The 21,615-nt window shown below is 47.5% G+C and carries 20 protein-coding genes; 7 read left to right on the forward strand and 13 right to left on the reverse strand.

Features of this window, described 5'->3' with window-relative positions:
* Positions 1-35: 35 nt before the first annotated feature.
* The 4 genes from G8759_RS23060 to G8759_RS23075 all read left to right on the forward strand — a co-directional run bounded on the left by G8759_RS23060 (position 36) and on the right by G8759_RS23075 (position 5,011).
* The gene (locus G8759_RS23060; RefSeq protein WP_167213170.1) at positions 36-671 is read left to right on the forward strand and encodes an OmpA family protein; all 636 of its coding nucleotides are present in this window, start codon (positions 36-38) and stop codon (positions 669-671) included.
* Between the two features lie 189 nt (positions 672-860).
* The gene (locus tag G8759_RS23065; protein WP_167213173.1) at positions 861-2,189 is read left to right on the forward strand and encodes a hypothetical protein; all 1,329 of its coding nucleotides are present in this window, start codon (positions 861-863) and stop codon (positions 2,187-2,189) included.
* Positions 2,190-2,317: 128 nt separating this feature from the next.
* Positions 2,318-4,099, forward strand: coding sequence for an ABC transporter ATP-binding protein (locus G8759_RS23070; RefSeq protein ID WP_167213176.1), 1,782 nt, complete (start codon positions 2,318-2,320; stop codon positions 4,097-4,099).
* Between the two features lie 66 nt (positions 4,100-4,165).
* The gene (locus tag G8759_RS23075) at positions 4,166-5,011 is read left to right on the forward strand and encodes a serine/threonine-protein kinase (protein WP_167213178.1); all 846 of its coding nucleotides are present in this window, start codon (positions 4,166-4,168) and stop codon (positions 5,009-5,011) included.
* A 47-nt stretch (positions 5,012-5,058) separates the two neighbouring features.
* On the opposite strand, the gene G8759_RS23080 is transcribed toward G8759_RS23075, so the two are convergent.
* The 13 genes from G8759_RS23080 to G8759_RS23140 all read right to left on the reverse strand — a co-directional run bounded on the left by G8759_RS23080 (position 5,059) and on the right by G8759_RS23140 (position 19,498).
* Positions 5,059-5,553, reverse strand: coding sequence for a hypothetical protein (locus G8759_RS23080; RefSeq protein WP_167213181.1), 495 nt, complete (start codon positions 5,551-5,553; stop codon positions 5,059-5,061).
* Between the two features lie 104 nt (positions 5,554-5,657).
* Positions 5,658-5,780 (reverse strand): hypothetical protein, encoded by a 123-nt coding sequence (locus G8759_RS36210; protein ID WP_262890618.1) that lies wholly within the window; start codon positions 5,778-5,780, stop codon positions 5,658-5,660.
* A gap of 288 nt (positions 5,781-6,068) precedes the next feature.
* On the reverse strand, positions 6,069-7,073 hold the full coding sequence (gene bioB / locus G8759_RS23090; protein WP_162388114.1) for a biotin synthase BioB: 1,005 nt from the start codon (positions 7,071-7,073) through the stop codon (positions 6,069-6,071).
* Between the two features lie 119 nt (positions 7,074-7,192).
* Positions 7,193-8,413 carry an acyltransferase family protein gene (locus G8759_RS23095; protein ID WP_232073913.1) on the reverse strand — a complete coding sequence of 407 codons (1,221 nt, stop codon included), beginning with the start codon at positions 8,411-8,413 and terminating at the stop codon, positions 7,193-7,195.
* A 126-nt stretch (positions 8,414-8,539) separates the two neighbouring features.
* A complete protein-coding gene (locus G8759_RS23100; protein ID WP_232073914.1) occupies positions 8,540-10,444 on the reverse strand; it encodes a pyrroloquinoline quinone-dependent dehydrogenase in 1,905 nt (634 codons plus the stop codon).
* 128 nt (positions 10,445-10,572) lie between these two features.
* Positions 10,573-11,817 carry a helix-turn-helix transcriptional regulator gene (locus G8759_RS23105; RefSeq protein WP_167213188.1) on the reverse strand — a complete coding sequence of 415 codons (1,245 nt, stop codon included), beginning with the start codon at positions 11,815-11,817 and terminating at the stop codon, positions 10,573-10,575.
* A gap of 105 nt (positions 11,818-11,922) precedes the next feature.
* Complete coding sequence (gene sppA, locus G8759_RS23110; RefSeq protein ID WP_167213190.1) at positions 11,923-13,695, reverse strand: signal peptide peptidase SppA; 1,773 nt, start codon at positions 13,693-13,695, stop codon at positions 11,923-11,925.
* Positions 13,696-13,921: 226 nt separating this feature from the next.
* On the reverse strand, positions 13,922-14,569 hold the full coding sequence (locus G8759_RS23115) for an inorganic pyrophosphatase (protein ID WP_197933044.1): 648 nt from the start codon (positions 14,567-14,569) through the stop codon (positions 13,922-13,924).
* 285 nt (positions 14,570-14,854) lie between these two features.
* Positions 14,855-15,847: a glycosyltransferase family 2 protein gene (locus G8759_RS23120; RefSeq protein ID WP_167213193.1), complete on the reverse strand. Its 993-nt coding sequence runs from the start codon at positions 15,845-15,847 to the stop codon at positions 14,855-14,857.
* Positions 15,848-15,932: 85 nt separating this feature from the next.
* Positions 15,933-16,586: a tRNA1(Val) (adenine(37)-N6)-methyltransferase gene (locus G8759_RS23125; protein ID WP_167219203.1), complete on the reverse strand. Its 654-nt coding sequence runs from the start codon at positions 16,584-16,586 to the stop codon at positions 15,933-15,935.
* Positions 16,587-16,649: 63 nt separating this feature from the next.
* Positions 16,650-17,303 (reverse strand): ribonuclease H1 domain-containing protein, encoded by a 654-nt coding sequence (locus G8759_RS23130; RefSeq protein ID WP_167213196.1) that lies wholly within the window; start codon positions 17,301-17,303, stop codon positions 16,650-16,652.
* Positions 17,304-17,452: 149 nt separating this feature from the next.
* On the reverse strand, positions 17,453-18,715 hold the full coding sequence (gene pepT / locus G8759_RS23135) for a peptidase T (RefSeq protein ID WP_167213199.1): 1,263 nt from the start codon (positions 18,713-18,715) through the stop codon (positions 17,453-17,455).
* Between the two features lie 120 nt (positions 18,716-18,835).
* Entirely contained in the window at positions 18,836-19,498 is a 663-nt protein-coding gene (locus tag G8759_RS23140) for an SGNH/GDSL hydrolase family protein (protein ID WP_167213202.1), read from the reverse strand.
* A 431-nt stretch (positions 19,499-19,929) separates the two neighbouring features.
* Here G8759_RS23140 and G8759_RS23145 point away from each other — a divergent pair, with 431 nt between their 5' ends.
* Genes G8759_RS23145 through G8759_RS23155 form a run of 3 tightly spaced genes read left to right on the forward strand, consistent with a single transcriptional unit; the run spans position 19,930 to position 21,528 of the window.
* Entirely contained in the window at positions 19,930-20,640 is a 711-nt protein-coding gene (locus G8759_RS23145; RefSeq protein WP_167213205.1) for a helix-turn-helix transcriptional regulator, read from the forward strand.
* Between the two features lie 55 nt (positions 20,641-20,695).
* Positions 20,696-21,133 carry a VOC family protein gene (locus G8759_RS23150; RefSeq protein ID WP_232073915.1) on the forward strand — a complete coding sequence of 146 codons (438 nt, stop codon included), beginning with the start codon at positions 20,696-20,698 and terminating at the stop codon, positions 21,131-21,133.
* Positions 21,134-21,147: 14 nt separating this feature from the next.
* Positions 21,148-21,528 carry a YdeI/OmpD-associated family protein gene (locus tag G8759_RS23155; protein ID WP_167213208.1) on the forward strand — a complete coding sequence of 127 codons (381 nt, stop codon included), beginning with the start codon at positions 21,148-21,150 and terminating at the stop codon, positions 21,526-21,528.
* The last annotated feature ends 87 nt before the right edge of the window (positions 21,529-21,615 follow it).

Consider the following 21,615-nt stretch of genomic DNA (forward strand, 5'->3'; position numbering starts at 1 on the left):
TGATCCTTTCCAGCTCACATAAACTACACGAACTCATGCGCTATTCTCCGTTTACTATCCTGCTTATAGGAGCAACGTTACTCATGTCGACCAACCTCTTGGCCCAAACCATTCGACAACGCTCTACTACAGAAGGATTCAATTTGAGTCTTCAGGGGCATTACATGAACTGGTCCTCCGATTATTTCCAGTTCCTGGATGAACGGTCGGGCAACGGCATAGGCTTTGGCGGAAGAGCAGGTTTTGGCCTGAACCAACGCTATGAAGTGTTTCTTCAATACAATTATACCTCGCTGAATGCCTCGAATATAGCCGCCCAATCGTTTCATTTCTCGCATTTAACACCGGGAATACGATTCAACTTTTCGCCCACAACGCGCGCCCTTCGCCCATATGCCGAAGTGGGTTATGCGTATCAAACGGGTAAAGTAGATCAGGTTCTCAATCAGAACGGTGGTCGTGACAATCTCCTGTTTAAAGGTGGGGCAGCCCATATTGGTGCTGGCCTTACCTATTTCGTCTCCCTACCGATAGCCATAACGCTGGGCGGTTCTGTTCAGGTGGCGGGTAAGCCAACCGTTCAATTAAACGGCCGGGACACGTCTGATCAAGCGGATCTATCGGCCTATCGAATCTCGCTGGGGATTGTCCTGTATCTCAGCGAATTGTAAGACTAGGCATTGCTATTCCAGTAACACAGTGGCTTATGTCCAGCGAATAGTAGCTAAAAACCAATAGACCTTCGCCACCACGCTTCCCCAATTTATAGGTTTTCCTGTAGCCAGAATGTAGGTCTTTGGGGATAGAACCGCAGTCAATTACAGGAGACCTTTGTCATGTCCTTTTAATCAAACGCAATCATGCAAACGATTTCTTCTTCCTCCGCTTCTCATACCATCCGTCACGACGCTACCACTGCCGATGATGAAGGCTTTTTCAGCGTTCTCTATGAAATTATCCGGCGGCATCCGTTTCTGTTCACAGTTCTTTTTATGCTACCGTTTGTAGCGTTATTGATTTCTATGGGCCTCAAATGGTATTATGTCTTTAATGATTCGGCCCATTACCTGTCAAATTTCCAGATCGATCCCAAAACCGGCACCTGGTCTGATCATAGCCGCTATTTCAGTCCGGGAATAGACCGCTACATTCGCGAACTTGATATCGCCGGTTTGCTTGGGGGCATTGTCGGTATTTTTATTGGCTTATTCGTGACCGTATCGACCGAAAAAGCGAACCGGCAGAAGGAGAAAGTGAACCAACAGGAAATGGATCACATTAAGACCCAGACCAATCTGCTGGTTCAGGCGACCCAGTCGCTCAATACGCTGATGATCGACGTAAGCGGAAAGGTTAACGAAAAAGTGCTCCTTATGGAAGGAGCCGATGAAGTTCTGGATGGCATCGGCAAGGTCATTGAATCGGCCCAGTCACAGGGGAACGACCTGCTTGTGCTGTCAAATACGGCTCGTGTGGAGGGAATTTCTCCTTTTCGCATGGATTACGTTGCCAAACACGCTGACCTTAAACCGCATGAGTTACGGAATGCCACTCAGTTCGAGTATGCCCGTAAAGCAGAAGCCCTCCAGCGCGACCGAACCGATATTGAAAATAAGTTGAAAGGGGCTGCCCTTTACCTCCAGAATATGGGCATTGACGCCCACGTAGAATTTGTAACGCTTAATGATCAGAACGAAGGCGCTACACACGCTTTTCTTAAATACCTCGGAAAAGTGGTCAATGAGCACGTATCTGTTGAAACCTATCGGCCGGGCAGCAACGCCATTCTGACCCAGCGCGATGACATTCCGCATCACAATCGTTTTCTGGTACCCGCTGCTTCGGAAGAGGACACCGAACCCAAATCGCTGTTGGTGAGCCAGCTATACAGAGATCATTCGCAGGCTATTCGCGAGATGCAGGAACTGGGCATTCGGGTCTCAAAGGTCAATAAGACGCTGCCGGTACAGCTGTTTATCAGCTCCCCCCGAGACAACAAACCGGGCATTTTCCGGGGCCTGTGCGTCTGTATTCTTGGAAGCGGGTCAAGTGCCAGTGGAAGGGCGTCGAAACTAACGGCTTTTCTGACCGAAGACCCGCACATTATCGCTTCCATGACCGAGTTATTCTACGATTACCAGACAGACGGCAAGCTGAATACGCAGGAGTTTATCCGGCAAATGATTTAGACGTAAACAGGTTACAGCAGGCAGTGGGCAGTATTCAGCTGGTAGTTTTCATTGAATAGCTATCATGCTTACTGCCGACTGCCCACTGAAGACTGCCTACTGCCTTCCAAACTCCTACCCAAACGCTCATGAACACCTTTATTCTTATCCGGAAACTCTGGCCATTTGTTCGTAACTACCGGGGTAGTCTGGCAGTAGCACTTCTCCTGACTACCATTGGGGCACTGCTCGCGCAGGTTACACCCCTGGTCATGGAATACTCGGTCAATACCGTCCAGAAACTACTGGATCGCCCGATCGAAAAAACAGAAGTGGCCTGGGTTGTTGGCAGTTTGGTAGCTATTTTGCTTACCAAAGAACTCCTGAGCCTATTGGTCCAGCTGGGGCAGAAGTTTTTGAGTGACCGCATCCGTTTTCGGATGGCAGCCGATCTCTATGAGTTTACCATTAGCCGGATTGTTTCCTACCACCTGTCCTTCTTTGCCCTGGGTCAGAATCAGACGGGCAAGCTCGAAAAACGAATCGACAAGGGCATTGAAAGCCTGACCAAAACGGTAAAGAATCTCTTTGTCGACATTGTTCCGATGATGGCCAATGCGCTCTTTGCGCTGGTGCTGATTTACAACAAAAATGTTGGCGTTGGTATCGTGGCAACACTGGTACTACCCCTGTATGCCTATATCAGTCGGGAGCAAACCAAGCGTCAATCGCAGATACGCCGAAGTATTCAGGAAATACGGGAAAATAAGGCCAATGCACTCTTCGGGCTCCTGGAATCCATTTTTGTCGTAAAATCCTTCGTGCGGGAACGTTATGAACAGGACCGTCAGCACGTCCTGAACGTCAGTTTGTGCACCAACGAAATTCGTCATCATCGGACTAATTACCTGTTCGATGGCCTGAAAAGTGTTGCTGAACAAATTGGCATTGTTCTCGTCTTTGTTGTGACCATCTATTTTGTTCTGAATCGCCAGATGACCATTGGAGCCATTCTACTTCATATTATGCTCTTAAACAATGTGTCGGCCCCGGTCAGGCACCTGCATCGCATCTATGACGAGTATTCAGAAGCCCTCGTTTATGCCGAAGGATTTTTTGACATGATCGAGAACAATACCTACTTACCCCATCAGGGTTCACTCAAAACAACTGCCTGGCAGGGGCACTTCTCCCTCAAAAATGTCGATTTTATTTATCCGAACGGCAAGCAGGCCCTCCGCGATGTTACACTCGATCTTAAACCGGGGAAAGTAACAGCCATCGTCGGGCTATCAGGGGCGGGTAAAAGTTCAGCACTGAATCTGCTGGCCGGTTTTTACAATCCGACGCAGGGCAGCGTTCTACTCGACGGGAAACCCCTTTCAGGCTATGACAGCGAATTTGTCCGGGAAAACGTGGGGCTCGTTCTTCAGAAAAACCACATTTTTGCCGGAACGATCGAAGAAAATATTCGCTACGGACGCCTGGAAGCTACTCCCGACGACGTTATTGAAGCCGCCCGACAAGCCAGTCTCCACGCACAGGTATTGCAATTGCCTCAAGGTTACCAAACCGAAGCCCGAACCCTGTCGGGTGGGCAACAGCAACGCATTGCCATTGCCCGGTTATTCCTGAAAAATCCGCCGGTACTACTGCTCGACGAGCCTACCGCCAGCCTGGATGCCATCACGGCAGAACAAATTAAGGAAAGCCTGGACGCCATCAAGCAGAATCGCACCGTACTAATCATTTCCCATAATATCAGTCAGATCATGGACGCCGACCAGATTTATGTCATGCAGGAGGGCGAAGTGATTGGGCAGGGCACTCACGAGTCGCTCTATCAGTCGGGCGGCCTCTACCGCGACATCATTGATTCAAATGCCCGGACACTTAACATCAGCCGTTTGGCAGCCACCGTACTGGGTTAATCAGCCGCCATTGAAGACTTTAACGTATTGCATCTCAAATCACATTCGTCTATAAGCGTTCCTGAAATGAATCAAACTATTCGTGGCTACACATTGACCCGGTGGCTGGGTTCGGGCGGAATGGGCGAAGTGTATCAGGCTCATCAGGCGACCACCAATCGTACGGTAGCGATCAAGTTGTTACGTCAGCTGGAACAGGCCGAACGGTTTCGCAACGAAGCGTCTGTTCAGGCATCGCTCAGGCACCCTCACATGACATTACTGTATGAATTTTTCGTGGAAGAGGGACTGTCATGTCTTGTGATGGAGTACGTAGAGGGACCAACTGTCGAGCAATTCCTTCAGCGCAACGGCCCGCTTCCGGAAGCAACAGCCTGGAAACTGCTCGGTCAGGTTGCTTCGGCCCTTACTTATCTCCACGAACGGGGTATCGTACATCGCGACCTCAAGGCAAGTAACATCAAGCTCCTCCCACACCAGAACATTAAACTGCTGGATTTTGGGTTAGCCCGGCTCGCTAATTCCCCTCGACTAACCCGACAGGGACACGTTGTTGGGACAGCTTCGTCAATGGCTCCTGAACAATTCAGGGGAGAAAGCAGCTCTGCGTCAGACTGCTGGGCGCTGGGCATATTGCTCTACGAAATGCTGACCGGTTATTCACCATTTGGTGGCAGCACCGAATCCGAAACCGGTCGGTTGATCCAGAAAGCCGATTATATTTCGCCCATAAAGCTGAATGCAAGCCTATCAGCAACCAGTGTTCGGCTAATCAACAAACTACTGACCGTATCGCCGGAACGCCGGCTAACCGCTTATCAGGTTCTGGAAATCAGCCAGGACCCAGACAGGCTTGGCACAGCGGACTGGGTTGATCCAATTCGAAAATGGTGGGATAAAATCAAACGTTGATCAGGCGACTCAGTTGCATCTATTTGAGAAAAAAGGCCGCACTTTCTTTATTCCTTTAGATGTAATGCCTGTTTCACCTCGTCGTAATCGGTCCAGTTTACGTTTTTAGCAGCCTCTTTCGGCACCACAATCCAACGGTATTCGCCATCGAGCGTTTGTCCCGCTTTCTGTTGAAAGCTGATAATGCCTTTGTCATTCATGGCGTAATAGGTGAATGAAATAGCCTGATTGCCAATCGCTACCGGTAGTGGATACACCTCTTCTACGGCGGAGTGGCGGTAAAAAGCAACGACTAATCCATTTTCGACAACCGAATTCGTAACGGCACTATCGACAAAACCGGCAATGTGTAATTGGGGGGCTTTAGCGCTGATTGTCCAGGTTTCATCCGTAATGGCGATCCAGTCGGAAACAGTAACTTTCGGATTAGTACCGATGGCCGTGCTAGGTAGTACAATATCTGTGTTTGTCTGACAGGCGTTCAATCCTAATTGACCAATCAGCAGCACTGCAATAAAACGAATCGTTGGTACCGACATCATAAACGCTTTTTCTGACCAACGACTTAGTGAGAAGAAATCGTATGCCCGTTTTCGGGAATTTGGAAGTTGTAAGGCGTTACAACTTCCAAATTCCCGAAAACAGATTAATACAAATTACGAATGGATTCTTCGGGAAGGATAGCTTCAGAAAATGCACTAAAATAACCCCAATCAGCATCAATGAGCTGGCTCAGTTGTGTTTGTGTCACGACTGTCGATTGTTTCATAAATACAGATATTGATGTGGCCTGAAGGAGAAAATGAAAATGATTGGGCATTAAACAGTAGGCTAGTAAATTACAGTTTGGTCTAATATATCGCCGGACTTTGTATAGAAAATAAATATAGTTCTCTGGTCTAAAAAATATAGGTTGTTTGTTGTTGCCACGGCTATAAACGTGGTAGATTTTGTCTTCTACAAAGTACACAGAATCAATGAGGTGCGGTTGTTATTTTGATTAAGGCGTGCCACGGTTTGGAACCGTGGCACGCCTTAATCAAAATAACAACCGCATTTAAATTGCAGCTAGTGGAATTTGTTCAAAAACAACCGATGGCCGGTCCCCATTTTTGAATGCTTTTCTGGGTCGGATATTCAGTGTCTGAAACAACTGCTGATCCTGATCTTCATCAGGATTTGGCGTAGTCAGGAGTTTATCACCAGCGAAAATAGAATTGGCACCGGCCAGAAAACACAATGCCTGTTCTTCAGTATTCATCCGAACTCGACCGGCAGAAAGCCGTACCATCGCTTTGGGCATGATTATCCGGGCCGTAGCAATCATCCGAATCATTTCCCAAACCGATACGCGAGGCTGATCTTCCAGTGGTGTGCCTTCTACGGGTACAAGCGCATTTACGGGAACCGATTCAGGATGTTGTGGAAGTGTAGCCAGCGTGTGCAGCATCCCAATACGATCCTGATCAGACTCGCCCATGCCGATAATACCACCTGAACAAACTGAAATGCCCGCTTTTCGAGCATGACCCAGCGTATCTAAACGGTCGTCGTAGGTACGGGTGCTGATAATGTCACCGTAGAATTCCTCGCTCGTATCGAGGTTATGGTTGTAGGCGTACAGACCCGCATCTTTCAGTTTCTGCGCCTGGCTTTCGGTTAGCATTCCAAGGGTGCAGCACACTTCCAGTCCCATTTCATTGACGCCCTCAACCATTTCCAGCACCTTGTCGAAATCGCGGTTATCGCGCACTTCGCGCCAGGCGGCTCCCATACAAAAGCGCGTGCTACCGGTGTCTTTGGCACGTTTCGCAGCAGTCAGCACCTCATCGACCTCCATCAGTTTGTGAACCTTCACGGCCGTATGGTAACGGGCTGCCTGCGGACAGTACGCACAATCTTCGGGGCAACCGCCGGTCTTAACCGATAACAGCGTACAAACCTGCACCTCCTGCGGGTCGTGATGCTGACGGTGTACGGTTGCAGCCCGATAAACGAGGTCCAGAACGGGTGAATTATATATTTCGGTGATTTCAGCACGGGTCCAGTCAGTGCGAAGCATAGATGTACGATTTTAAATTGACGAAACGAACCAGGAAACGGCACGCTCTACCCCCATCATGATGAGTTCAGACCATCAAAAATCGTAAACCAGCACTCGTAAATCAACAGTACAGGCGTTTATTTCAGGCCAAACAATACACGCGTCAGCTTAAATGGCCGAACGACAAGCACATAAATAGCGATACAAACAACTAAAGATGAAAGGCTTATCGTCAAAAAACCGGCGTAAATTCCAAGGTTCATTTGGGTTAAAACATAGTAGCCAATCATGACAATAACGGTCTGATGGAGGATGTAGAATGGATAAACAGCCTCGTTTAGCTTCGGAAGAACAGGTCGCCCGCGCCAGGTCGGATTGACATTGAGATAGCGGTATCCGTAGGCAATGGTCATTAGTACCGAAAACCAGGTTAGCCCCAGACCATTGAAACTAATGAGTGTTCGAAGTAATACGGTATCGTCGTCAGGATCAAGCCCGAAGAACGGCCTGGCCCCGTACAGGATAATCGTGCAGAGTACCGTACCAATCAGAAAATAGTGTCGCTGATCGGTGATGGCTTGCCAGAAATCGCGTCGACTGATCAGGATATAACCAAGCCAGAACAGAATCAGGTTTTTCATAAAATAAGCCCAGTCGTTCACTAATGCGTGCGTTTCGTTCGGAAAGAAACCGCCCAGCAAAACATCGTTCAGAAGCAGCAATCCGACCAGCCACAGAGCTCCACCCGGCCGGGCAATCAGTCGGCCAATTCGATCGACAAATTGCTGACCACTATTGCTCTTCAACCAGCGAAATACCGGAATGCTTACCAATGAATACAGAAAAAGGTAGGCGACAAACCACAGATGATGCCAGCTAAAAGCGCCACCAGCCCCACCGTCCTGATAAGGCTGAAACTGGAAAACTTCGGGGTAAAACTCGCCATAGCTCCCGGCGAAACGACCGCGAAACAGCCACTCAAAATAAATCTGCGGAGGCACGATAACAAACATACCAAATACCAGCGGTACGAACAGCCGTCGGACACGCTCGCCCGCATAGGAGCCAAATGAGCGTTTGCGAAGCGCAAAATAAGTTCCGGCTCCCGAAATAAAGAACAGTAGTGGCATCCGCCAGCGGTGCAGCCAGCGCATGACCAGTTCAAATTCGGGACTCGTTGCTTTGCTTTGTACATGCCAGCCCCAGGAAACATAGATCATGCCCGTGTGGTAAAACAGGAGCGTGAGGATAGCAATGACACGCAACCAGTCGAGGTCATAGCGTCGGAATGCCGCCGTATCAACGGCTTTGTTTTCTAGTGTTGGACTGTCTGTCATTACTTGTTTAGTAGCGATCATTGGCGTAAACTGCGTTTGTGATTGATAAGCCAAAATTCCGTTTATCAGGGTTTTAACAGGCTATTTTCCGATAATCTTGAACTTCACGCCGACCGGGGCGAAGCCTGTTTACCCCAGAACACCCGACTAGGGAAGTCGGTAGGCCACAACATAATCGCCCAGCTTCGTTCCCAGCTTTCCGTGGCCACCAGCGGCAATCACAACGTATTGCTGCCCATTGATCTGATACGTCATGGGCGTAGCCTGCCCGCCTGCCGGTAATGCAACCTCCCACAATAAGCTACCATCCTGGGTATTGAAGGCACGCAAATGGCCATCCAGACTAGCGGCCACAAATATCAACCCGCCTGCTGTTGCAATAGCTCCGCCAAAATTCAGGGAACCCCATTGTTTTGCCTGCGGATACTTTGTTATGTCCATCATATAGCCCAGCGGTATTTCCCAGGCCAGCGCGCCCTTTTGTAGATTTATCGCCACCAGCGTTCCCCAGGGCGGAGGTGTCTGCATGATAACACCACGTTCATCTCTTGTAAATAAATAGCTCCGCTTCATTACATAAGGCGTTCCGGCCTGCATACCCGTTTCGGCCCGAAGCAACTCCTGATCATTTTTAACGGATTCGGCCAATTTCTCCCGAGGCAACAGGCGAATAGAGGCTGCTAATCGATTAATGTTAGTGATGAGCAAACCTGATTCGGGATCATAACACATACCGCCCCAATGAACGCCCCCTACATTGCCCGGAGCAACCAGACTTCCCTGTAGCGAAGGAGGAGTAAACATTCCTTCATAGTGTAGGCTATTGATGCGACGCTGAGCCGCAGCTTTATCATCTGGAGTCAGGCCCCAGGCTTCCAGTTTTGGCAAACCCAGCAACGGTAGAGTGGATGGGAAAGGTTGGGTTGGGAAAGCTTCCTCACCCGGAACGGTTGATTTGGGTACAGGTCGCTCTTCGACGGGCAACAGCGGCACGCCCGTTTCCCGGTTCAGAATAAAGACATGGCCTACTTTGGTTCCCACGGCTACAGCAGGCACCGCTTTGCCATTCTTTGTGAAGGTGAATAGCAGGGGCTGCGACGCATTATCGTAGTCCCATAAATCATGATGGACCGTCTGAAAATGCCAGACAACTTTACCGGTTGACGCCCGTATGGCAACAATAGAGCTGGCATACAGATTACTACCGATACGTTCCCCACCGTAATAATCAGGACTAGGGCTGGTTGTCGGGATAAAAACTAAATCACGTTCGGCATCCGCCGAAATCAACGACCAGGCATTAGCCGCACCTGTTTGTGTCGCTTCGGGACCTTTCCATGTCGCAAAGCCTGCCTCATTTTTCGATCGGGGAATAGGGTCCCAGCTCCAGCGTAATGTCCCCGTTAGCGCATCGTAGGCCCTCACAACGCCCCGCTCGTAATTGAATCGTTGATTATCGCCCATCGATGAGCCAACCACGATTGTATTGCCAATAACTGCCGGTGGCGAGGTCACACTGATATTGCCAACGCCTTTGCGTAAATCCACACTTCCTTCTTTCCCGAAGGTCGAAATTGGTTTACCCGTCACTGCATCCAGGGCAATTAGTCGACCATCCAGCGTTGCTACGAAAATGCGTTTGCCACTTGTTACGGAAGCACGCTTATCTGCGGGAGCGGGCCAGCATGAAACTCCTCTCGACGTGATTTCGGATAAATCCTGGCGTAGATAAACATCGGGATTATAGTCCCATTTTTTCTGGCCTGTAGTGGCATCTACCGCAAAAACCCGCGATGTTGGTGTGCTGAAGTAAAGTGTACCATCCACCATAATCGGGGTTGCTTCAAATGCCGCTTTCTCGTCGGCACTCGTCCCTTTATAGTGTTCTAACTCACCGGTTCGGAATGTCCAGGCTATCGTTAACTGCTTTACATTGGTTGGATTTATTTGCTTCAGGGGCGAAAATCGCATCCCACCGGCATCATTCCCATAAGCAGGCCATTCTACAGAATTGGCCGCTTGACCCATGGCGACGTCAATGACTGAAAGCATTAGTACGGAAATACACCAAAAGAATCGGGCTCTTGGACATTGGGGGAATGCTTGCATATGTTGGGGTCTTTTGATTTGATGTACCAAAAATCCCCCACAAAGGCCTATAATGCCCTATTTCCCGATCCTTATGAAGTTCTTGCCGACCGGGATGAAGCCTGTGACTCGGTTGTCGACAACCCGGCCGAGCGTATTGCAGCCGATTCTCTATACTGAGCCGGGGTTTGATTGGTTAACCGCTTGAAGGCCGTATGAAAAGCAGATGGCGAGTTGTAGCCAACCCGCTCAGCAATCTCATCGATTTTAAGATTGGTCGTTAACGGGTCATTCAGCAATCGCTGTGCTTCCGCTATTCGATGGGTTGCCAGCCAGTCGAAGAAGGTTTGCCCAAGCCGATCGTTCAGCAATTGCGACAGATTGTGTGGGCTCGTGTTCAATCGTTCGGCCAGTTTGGGTAGCGACAGATCGCTTTCGAGATAAGGCTTTCCGGTTTCGAGCAAGCGGGCGAGTTTGGCGAGAACAGCCTCTTCCACCTCTTCCGATAAAGCCGATTTTTCATATTTCTTTTTGGGCTCAACGGGCAATTCCGGCTCCATGACGACCGGCTCTTTTGCTGGTTCATTCCGCAGAAAATCAGACCCGCGCATCACCAGAAAACTCGTTACATAAATAGTAACGGAGACGTATGTTGCCAACAAGTAATCACCTACATCCCGATAAAACTGCGGTTTGACTATAATAATCAGAATGGGGACCAGCGCAAAAAGTCCGCTTAATAAACGTAAGGATGTCAGGCCAGAAACCTGATGCACAGTCGACTTATTACGGCCTGATTTCCATAATGTTATGAGCGCCAGAATGGCATAAACGAGACAGCTGAACAGGGTCATCTGGTTTATATAGCGACGCAACCCCGTAAAATCTTCGTCTAAATACGAGTCAGCATGAATGTACGCCAACTCGGGATGCTGAGAATCGATATAGGAATTGTATTTAAATTCGATGGGTTGATAAAACCAGGTAACGGCGTTGATAAGCCAGATCGCGAAAGGCAGCATATGCCAGATCCAATGTCGAGGCAGTTTCTTCCATAAGCGGCTATAAGCGAAGAAGTAGAATAAAGGTCCCAGTACAAAGTTAAACGGTTCGGCAAAATCACCCGTCCAAAGTAGCCGGAATGTGTAATTGGTATAATTCAGGAATATTTCGCCACTAATTGCTGCCAATGCCAGATTAAACCAGCCCAAACACCGATTCGAAACGCTACGCGCCCGCTCACCCGTCAGGAAGAAGATCCCCAGGAAAATTCCCTGTGCAACACCCAGAAAGATAATTAGTGCAAACAGATCGAGATGAATCGGAAGGATCTTCATTGAATCGACTTTATGATACGCAAGGTAAACAAAGTAGACAGGCAAAAAAAGGCCCATACAGTCTTAAAACCGTACGGGCCTTTTCTATTTACAAGCTAATTCGGGCTATCGAATCGTCATCTCAAACGGCATCCGCATCTGAATGCCTTCCATCGTTTTGAGTTTTTTCAGGTACTTTACATAGGGAGCCAATTCACCGAGCTGAGCTTGAACACGGGTTTCTTCATCACCCCCAAACGAGCTCATCAATTGCTCGAAGAAAGGTTTCTTTCGGGGCTGGTATTTGAGTTTATAATCGCCCTCTTTCAGTTTAGCCGACTGGGCAGCCAGTTTAATGGCATCATCCAGTCCGCCAAGCTGATCGACCAGACCGATCGCTTTACCCTGCGACCCCGTCCAGACACGGCCGCCCGCAATGGCACGAATGCTATCAACCGGCAATTTGCGTCCGGCAGCCGCTTTACTGGTAAAATCGGCATAGATCCGCTCCGTAGCCCGTTGTAACGTCTGCTTCTGGAAGGGTGTCATTTCATGCGTTACTGCCGGAAAATCCGCATTCTCATTGGATTTAACACGGTCATAGGTCACGCCAAGTTTGTCTTTAAAGAACGTTTCGGTATTGAACAACAGTGAGAATACGCCGATGGAGCCCGTAATGGTATTCGGTTGAGCGACAATTTTATCGCATCCCATGAGCATGTAATAACCGCCCGATGCCGCATAGTCCGACATGGAGCCAATAACCGGCTTCACTTTACGGGCAAGCTCAACTTCCCGATACATGACGTCTGACGCCAGCGCACTACCCCCGCCTGAATTCACACGCAGAACAATGGCCTTCACCTTATCGTCAAGCCGGGCTTTGCGTAGCTCCTCAACAATGGTTTCGGAGCCGATGCTATTTTCTTCGCCCTTACCAGAATGAATATCTCCCGAAGCCACAACCACGGCAATCCGATTGCTACCGGTTCCTTCCGTGCTTGGGTCCGTTGATTCGGAGCGTTCATATTTGCTGAGCGACACGTAATTGATTTTCTTTTTCTCATCCAGGCCCAGTTCTTTACGAATCACGCTTTCCAGCTCATCCTGATAACCAATATTGGTAACCAGTTTGGTACGGAGTGCGTCGGCGGGTTTCTGAATGGTCAGCTTATCGGCATACCGTTTCAGCGAATCAACGCGCAACCCACGACTTTGAGCCACTCTGACAAGCATGTGATCGTTGATTGAGTTAATGAAAGAGGTAACCTGCCGTTTGTTGGGTTCACTCATGTCCTCCCGGATGAATGGTTCAACGGCACTTTTGAACTCCCCTACCCGAAAAATCTCCGGTTTGATCCCCAGTTTATCGAGCGTTCCCTTAAAGAACGACAGTTCAGCATCCAGGCCGTTCCATTCCAGATCGCCAACGGGGTTCAGGTAAATTTTATCGGCTATCGAAGCAATGTAGTAGCCTTTTTCATTCATCGTTTCGGCATAAGCGTAAACGAACTTCTTCGACTGTTTGAAGTCAATCAGGGCATTACGTATCTCTTCAACGGAGGCCCAGCCTGCGCTCGGACTTTCTGTCTGGAGATAAATTCCTTTAATATTATCGTCTTCCTTGGCGTCCTTTAAGGTCTGCTTTAATTCAATAAGCCCGATGGCATCACCAGACGCATTGATAGGTCCGAAACCATTAAAAGGATTATCAGCACTGCGTTCTTCAATAGGTTTATCTAAATCAATTTTCAATACCGAATTTTCCTTCACCTCAACTTTCTGGTCAGACGATGACGACAAAGCCGCACTTAGTCCGATCAACAGCAGAAAGCCGACGAACGAAAACAGTAGTAAGCCAACGATTGTGGCTAAAACATACTTAAGAAACTGTCGCATGTATTATTAATTGAGTTGTGTGTTAATACACATAATAAACAAAATTACGCGTCATAGTTGCCAATATTTCAGAAAAATGTTGAGTGCGCAAATCGGCGGATAAATGGTTGACTGGTTAAATGAGGTATTGACAGCAACCAGGGTTCTAAAACAACTGGGTAATTTAGCGAACGACTTCCTGTCATTCACCAAATTACCCAGTTGTTTTAGAAATCACCTTACTGCATCAGGCAGGCATGTTCGCATAATCCTCCATTGCGGTCCGGATTACGTCACGGGCCTCATCGCGACCGTACACATTTGCCAGTTCCATGACAGCTGGCTCGTCTGGTAAATTCTTGTAGGTTAAGAAGTAGTGCTGTAATCGCTTCACAACAGCTACGGGCAATTCGCTTAGGTCATTGTATTGACCATACATGGAATCCCCTTTCAAAACGGCAATAATTTTATCGTCGGCTTCGCCTTTGTCGATCAACCGGAAACCACCGATCGGGATCGCCTGCAACAGAATATCACCGTGGGTGATTTCGCGCTCGGTCAGTACGCAGATATCCAGCGGGTCACCATCACCCAGTTCGACGATACGGCCAGACCGATCAGACGCTAACTGGGCTATTCCATCGCCACAGTAAGTCTGAGGAACGAATCCGTATAACGCCGGAATAATGTTGGAATACTGCTGCGGGCGGTCAATTTTCAGATAACCCGACTCTTTATCAATTTCATACTTAACCGTATCGGTCGGTACAATTTCGATGAAAGCGGTAATAATATCCGGAGCCTTTTCGCCCGGTGAAATACCGTGCCAGGGGTGGGCTTTAGAAGGTGTTTTTGCCATAGGGTCAAGTTGTGTCGGCTCAAAAAATGCTTGCATACGATTTAAAGAAAAAACTGGAATAATCAATGTTTGTTGTTTCGCTGAAACAAACATTCCGCCCACTTTTCGTCAGTTAATGCCATTTGGCCTGACAAAAAGGGGGCGGAATGCCTTTAATGCTACAAAAATACAAAGAGAAAACTATACTAAGTTGTTTTCCTTTTAAACGGATACAGGATAAGTTTTATATAACATGGGTTTAATCGACCAAAACCGAAAACTCTGCTCAAAAAAATCCTATTTTCACCTAGAAATTCTGTCTAACTTAAGCTGGAAATAATACTATACAGTTATTCGATCCGCGAAACCAACGCGCTCAGCAACCTGGTGTTCACCGGATTTATTCAGCGATTGTCGGACCAGCATTTCACCCAGGAAGCCCGCCAGGAATAGCTGAACGCCAAGAATAATGGCGACCAGTCCGAAGTAAAACAACGGATTATCGGTGGCATTTCTAAATTTCACCCCCTGGGAGATATTGATCAGCTTCTCTACGATAAGCCACACGGCCAGAACTGTTCCGACAAAAAACGATAACGTTCCAAATGTGCCGAAAAAGTGCATCGGCCGCTTACTAAACCGGTGTACGAAGGCAATAACCAGCACATCCAGAAAGCCATTAACGAAGCGCTCGAGGCCAAACTTGGTTGTCCCGTACTTACGGGCACGGTGCTGGACAACCTTCTCTCCAATCCGGCCATACCCGTTCCAGTTAGCCACAATGGGCAGGTTCCGGTGCATATCGCCATACAGCGTGGGGGCTATTGTTTTAACAACCTTCTGTTTGTAAGCTTTCAGGCCACAATTAAAATCGTGGAGTTGAACCCCCGAAATCCAGCGCGAAACCGCATTGAACAGTTTGGTCGGTAAAGTCTTGGTAATCGGGTCATAGCGTTTTTGTTTCCAGCCCGATACCAGATCGTATTTATCCTCAACGATCATGCGATACAACTCTGGAATTTCGTCGGGGCTATCCTGCAAATCGGCATCCATAGTGATCACAATCTGGCCCCGAGCCGCCTGGAATCCGGTTTGCAGAGCGGCCGTTTTGCCGTAGTTACGATTAAAGCGAACCCCGCGAACATTCGGGTTAACGCCCGCCAGTCGTTCGATAACCGCCCAGGAGTCATCGGTACTACCGTCGTCGACAAACAGGATTTCGTATGTATAGTGCTGTTCCGTTACAACCCGCACGATCCAGTCGTGCAGTTCGTGCAGCGACTCGTCTTCGTTGAAAAGCGGAATTAAAACGGTTAGTTGAAGCAATTCAGTCATTTAATTCGAACCTTTTATTCTTTACTTCATGAACGAAACTTTAGCCACAAAGTGCTCAACGTCGATACGAAGTTCACAAAGGTATTTAGAATATCAGGTAAAAATCACGGAGCAGGTTCCGGAATGCAGTTGAATAGGTTCGTCCATCTGGCTCATAGATGTCCAATACTTCGTCGGAACGGTTGTCGGCCTGGAACGAAAAGCCAGTTACCATTCGAAATACAGGCTTTTTCGCATGGTGCCGCAAAGCAAGCTGTCTGAATGGACTTAGTTCTGCTTCGCTGGCCAGTTTAGCTAATTTCCCAGTTTCGTAGGGCGGCAGCAATACCCACCATTGCCCTTCTGGCTCCAATAATCGAACAACGGCTTCTATCAGTTCTGAAAAAGGCAGTTCATCGGTATGAAGTGCCCGATTAACGGTCGAATCGGGAGAGCGAAGGTGGTTCGTATAAAAGGGTGGATTCGTTAATATTCGGTCGTATTTACGCCCGCTGGCCATAAAGTCCTGTATGCGTTCGTGTATGGTTATAACCTGTTTGGCAAAGGGGCTTGCTGCTATATTTTCAGCAGCCTGACCAAATGCGTCCGCATCAATTTCTACCGCATCGATGAGCGAATTCGGATTGCGCTGCGCAGTCATCAGTGCCAATAAACCCGTGCCAGTACCAATATCAAGAATCCGTGCACCGGCTACATCGGCATAGGCTCCAAGCACACACGCATCGGTGCAGACCTTCATGGCCGTGCGTTCCTGATGAATAGTAAATTGCTTGAACGAAAACACAGGTTTATAGCATACGTTTTATTTTCGACCAAAATCTGCCGGATTTTCACCCCACACGGTTGTTTCCCACTTTAACACTGGGTTAGCATAAACGTGCGTTTGAAGCCAGGTTTCGGCCCGGTCGAGCAAATCGAATAATTCTGTATTGCGTGCTGTTTCTTCCAGTTTGGTATTGGCTTTCTTCTTTTTGACCCAGCCAATGGCCGTTCGGGAATCGGAATAAACCGGAATGTTACTATTCTTCTGATGGAGCAGGGCTAGTGCGTGAACAATCGCCAGAAATTCGCCAATGTTGTTTGTCCCATCTGAATAGGGTCCCTTGAGAAAGAGCTTCTGCTTCGTGGCCAGATAAATTCCCTGGTACTCCATATCGCCGGTAGCGGTATTCCAGGCGGCATCGACAACCAGGCTATCCTGAATTGGCGAACCGACCAAACCGGGCACTTTCAGGCTGGAAGCTCCGGTCTGCTTCGCCGATCCGTTTTTGCCCTGCCCGATGTGCACGTGTGGTTTGTCTTTATAGGCTTTTAGTGCTGCCGGTTTGGTATCAAACGCTTTAAACAGCGCTCCATCAAAGCCCGCCGTTTGCTTCTGACAGTCGTCCCAGTTGTCGAATACACCGGTCTCACGACCACGCCAGACAACATAAAATTTCGGCTTTTTCTGAGCCATAGATCACTATCTTTTCCGCAAAAGTAATGACTATCTATTTATTGCCTTGTTTAAGGTTAGCCTGATTTATTGCTGAAACGAGCTTTTTCTCGCTAATCTAAAGCAGATATACGCATAAAATTCACTCAGACCAGCCTGCAACGGATTCGTTAACTTCGCTCCTCCCACACCTGAGCCAGATTGACGATGACCTCAACGGCTTTGTGCATATCCTGAACCGATACCCACTCCAGACGTGAATGAAAAGCGTGCTCGCCAGCGAATATATTGGGGCAAGGCAAGCCCATAAACGACAAACGTGATCCATCGGTCCCCCCACGAATACTACGCCGTTCGGCTGATAGTCCAGCCCGTCGGATAGCCTCCAGCGCATTGTCGACCACGGCGACATGCTGATCCAACACTTCTTTCATGTTGCGATACTGCTCTTTTACGACCAGTTTTGCCGATGAGCCCGGATACTTCGCCAAAACATCATTGAGTTTGTTTTGCAGATAGGTTTCTTTCTCCTGCAAACCAACTTCGGTGAAATCGCGGATAATAAATTCCAGCACCGCCTGATCCTGATTTCCTTCAAAACGGGTTGGGTGAACAAAGCCTTCTTTTCCTTCGGTCGTTTCGGGGGAAAGCGCATTTTTAGGGAGCGTAGCCAGCAGATCAGCGGCTATTTTCAGCGCATTTTCAAGCTTACCTTTAGCAAAACCAGGGTGCGTGCTGACACCCTGAATGGTTATCCTGACTGCATCAGCCGAAAACGTTTCGTCTTCAAGGGTCCCAAGTGCTTCGCCATCAATGGTATATCCAAAATCGGCACCCAGCTTCTGAATATCCACTTTCTCCGTACCACGGCCTACTTCTTCATCGGGTGTAAACAGGAGTCGGATACGACCGTGTTTCACTTCAGGATGAGTCAGTAGATACTGCGCTGCATCCATAATTTCGGCAACTCCGGCTTTGTTATCAGCACCAAGCAAGGTAGTACCACTTGCCGTAATGATATCATTGCCTAGCTGGTGCCTGAGGTCGGGATGATCCGCTACCCGAATTACCTGCGTGGCATCGTCTGGAAGTACAATATCGGCACCATTCCAGTTGAAATGGATGATCGGTTTTACACCAGCTCCCGTTACGTCAGGCGATGTGTCGACATGCGAACAAAAGCAAATCGTTGGGACATTAGTCTTTTCAGTCGTTGCCGTTATGGTAGCGTAAACATAGCCCCACTCGTCGAGTTCGACATCAGTCAGACCCATTTCGGTCAATTCCTGTACGAGTATTCGACTGAGATCTTTTTGTTTTTCGGTACTCGGATTGGTTTCTGATTGAGGGTCTGACTGTGTATCAATTTGAACGTACCGCAAAAAGCGGTCAACAGCACTGTGCCGATAACCGGCGAGGGGAATAGTATGCATATAGTGGTCGTGGACAGAATGTTATTCGAACAACGAATCAACTAAATGCCCTTTAGATTGTTATCCAAACTTTCTATCAACCGCCTGAATTCGTACTTAACTACGAATCCAAGTAGGTAGTTATTTTACGGTAGAGAGCACTTTCTGCATCTGCTCGGCGACAAACTGGTTACCTGCATCGTTCAGGTGAACGCGATCGGTCGTCAGAATTCCTTTCTCTTTATTTTCGGGATTGTTTTTCAGGTTATAATCCAGAAAGGCTTTCCGTAAATCAACCAGTGGCAGATTATGCCGTTTAGCCATATCACGAATAAACTGGCTATACTGATTCAGATCACCATCCTGCTGGTTTGTCATATCCGTTTTTTCGCCGATGGCAGCTGGTGTACACAAGACGACACGCGCATTGGCAGCCTGTAGCTTTTTCACAACGGCTTCGTAGAACTTCACAAATTTGTCGGGGTCAGTTCCTGTTCCGGAGGACGCTTTATGCCAAACGTCATTAACACCTACCCAAACGACGACAACATCGGGCTTCTGGGCCAGCACATCGTCGTCCATGCGAAGGAATAGATCGTAGATTTTATTCCCTCCAATACCAGCTCCAATCAGTTCAAACTGATCGGTTGGTAGAAGCGTCTTCAGGCGGTCAATGTAACCACCGGGTTTGATACCCGCCTGGGTGATGGAATCCCCAAAAAAAACGACACGGGTTGGTTTGGCTGCAGTCATAGCCATCAAGCCAACGAACAGCAGGAACGAAAGTCGAAATAAAGTTTTCATAATCTGCAAAGAAACACGATTCCAAAACATACCCAACTGAATTGTTAATGTTTAGGAAAAACTAGTAGGCAAGAAAGGTCATGTCCGGTAAATGTGCTAAAGGACAACTCTACAACCATTAATAAGTAACCACAAGCCCTATTACTATTCATTTCATAAGTATCAATAAGACATCCGAATCTTAGTACTCCATTCACCAAAAATATGATACTAATAAAATTAAAACTAGGCTGTATGAATCTGTATGTTCAATTGCCAAACAACGGTCACGATAAAAATTTAAAGTATGCATTAGGAGGGCTATATAGTTATTAAAATAGGTCAATTTTGGTATAATACTGGTGTTGTCTATGTTTGTTAAAGCTGGTGTAAGGATTGTTTATACCCGATGCGAAAAGACTCAGCAACTAATAGCGGCTGTCCTACATGTAATGAATGACAACGATACAAAACGGCTTTCGCGACTAACGGCAATTCTTACGCAATTGCAGACTAAACGACTCATTACAGCAACAGCACTTGCGAGTAAATTTAATGTTAGCATTCGCACAATATACCGTGATATCAGGGCTTTAGAACAATCAGGTGTTCCTATAATAACGGAAGAAGGAAAAGGCTATTCCTTAATGGAAGGTTACCGGCTTCCACCGGTAAGTTTTACTGAAAGTGAAGCAAATGCATTGATTACTGCGGAAAAATTCGTCTCAAAAAACAAAGACGCGTCGTTCGTTAATGAGTATACGGCAGCGATCGAAAAAATAAAATCTGTATTACGTTACAAGACAAAGGAAAATACTGAATTACTCTCCAGTCGAATTATTGTAAGCCAGAACAACTCAAACGACAAAACAAGTAATTATTTGGCAAGCTTGCAGTTAGCTTTAACGAATTTCAACCTGACAACAATTGATTATCAAAAGCCAGATACGAACGAAACAAGCACAAGAATTATTGAGCCTTTTGCTTTATTGAGCACTCAAGAAAATTGGCTGCTGGTTGCCTGGTGCCGTTTACGAAAAAATTTCAGGATTTTCAGGCTCGACCGTATCCGACGGTTAGATGTTCAGTACGAGAAATTTGAACCTCACAAAATGACGTTGCAGGAGTATTTCGAACTGTCAAAAAAGCAAAATCACCCCTGACATAGGGCTGTCACACCGCCACTTTACCTTTGTTGAAACAAATAGCTGTTAAACAATGGAAACTGAACCAAAAGCAATGCTTCGCGGAATGGCCAACGTCAGTTACTGGGTAGATGACATGAAAGCAGCCTGTAAGTGGTATACTGAACTTTTTGGCATTGACCCCTATTTCCAGCGGCCCGATGAGGAAAACCCAGCCTATGTTGAGTTTCGCGTTGGCGACTACCAGCATGAGGTGGGCATTATCGATAAAAAATACATGCCCAAAACCGCTATGAATGGCCCTGGCGGAGCCATATTGTACTGGCATGTCGATGATATTCAAAAAGCGCTGGATCGGCTTTTAGCATTGGGAGCCAAAGCGCATGAGCCAATCACAGAGCGCGGTGTAGGCTTTATTACGGCGTCAGTCATCGACCCGTTTGGCAATATTTTAGGCATCATGTACAACCGCCACTACCTTGATATTTTATCTTCCACCAACACAAAGTAAACAATCGGTTTATAATGGAAATGAATAAAGGCATGGAAACGGTCTACGCAGAAACAAGAGAACAATGGCGGCAGTGGCTGGAAAAGAATGGTCAGTCGAAAACCGAAATATGTTTAATTCTGTATAATAAAGGCAGTGAAACAAAAAGCGTTAACTACAGCGAAGCAGTTGAAGAAGCCTTATGTTTTGGCTGGATCGATTCGTTGACGAATAAACGAGATATAGAAAGCCGATATCAACGTTTTTCGCCCCGTAAACCTAGAAGTAATTGGAGCAAATCGAATAGAGAACGCGTAGGGAGAATGATACAGGAAGGGTTAATGACAGAATTCGGGCAAAAAATGATCGATATTGCCAAGAATAATGGACGGTGGGAGCCAATCCGTGCAGAATGAAATCTATTTATCTGGGCTTTGCTTAATAGGCAAAGCCCTAAATCATTGTGTTCCTTACGAAGCACACTAATAACAGATCGAAGTAAT

It is taken from the genome of Spirosoma aureum, assembly GCF_011604685.1.
Classification (GTDB): Bacteria; Bacteroidota; Bacteroidia; order Cytophagales; family Spirosomataceae; genus Spirosoma; species Spirosoma aureum.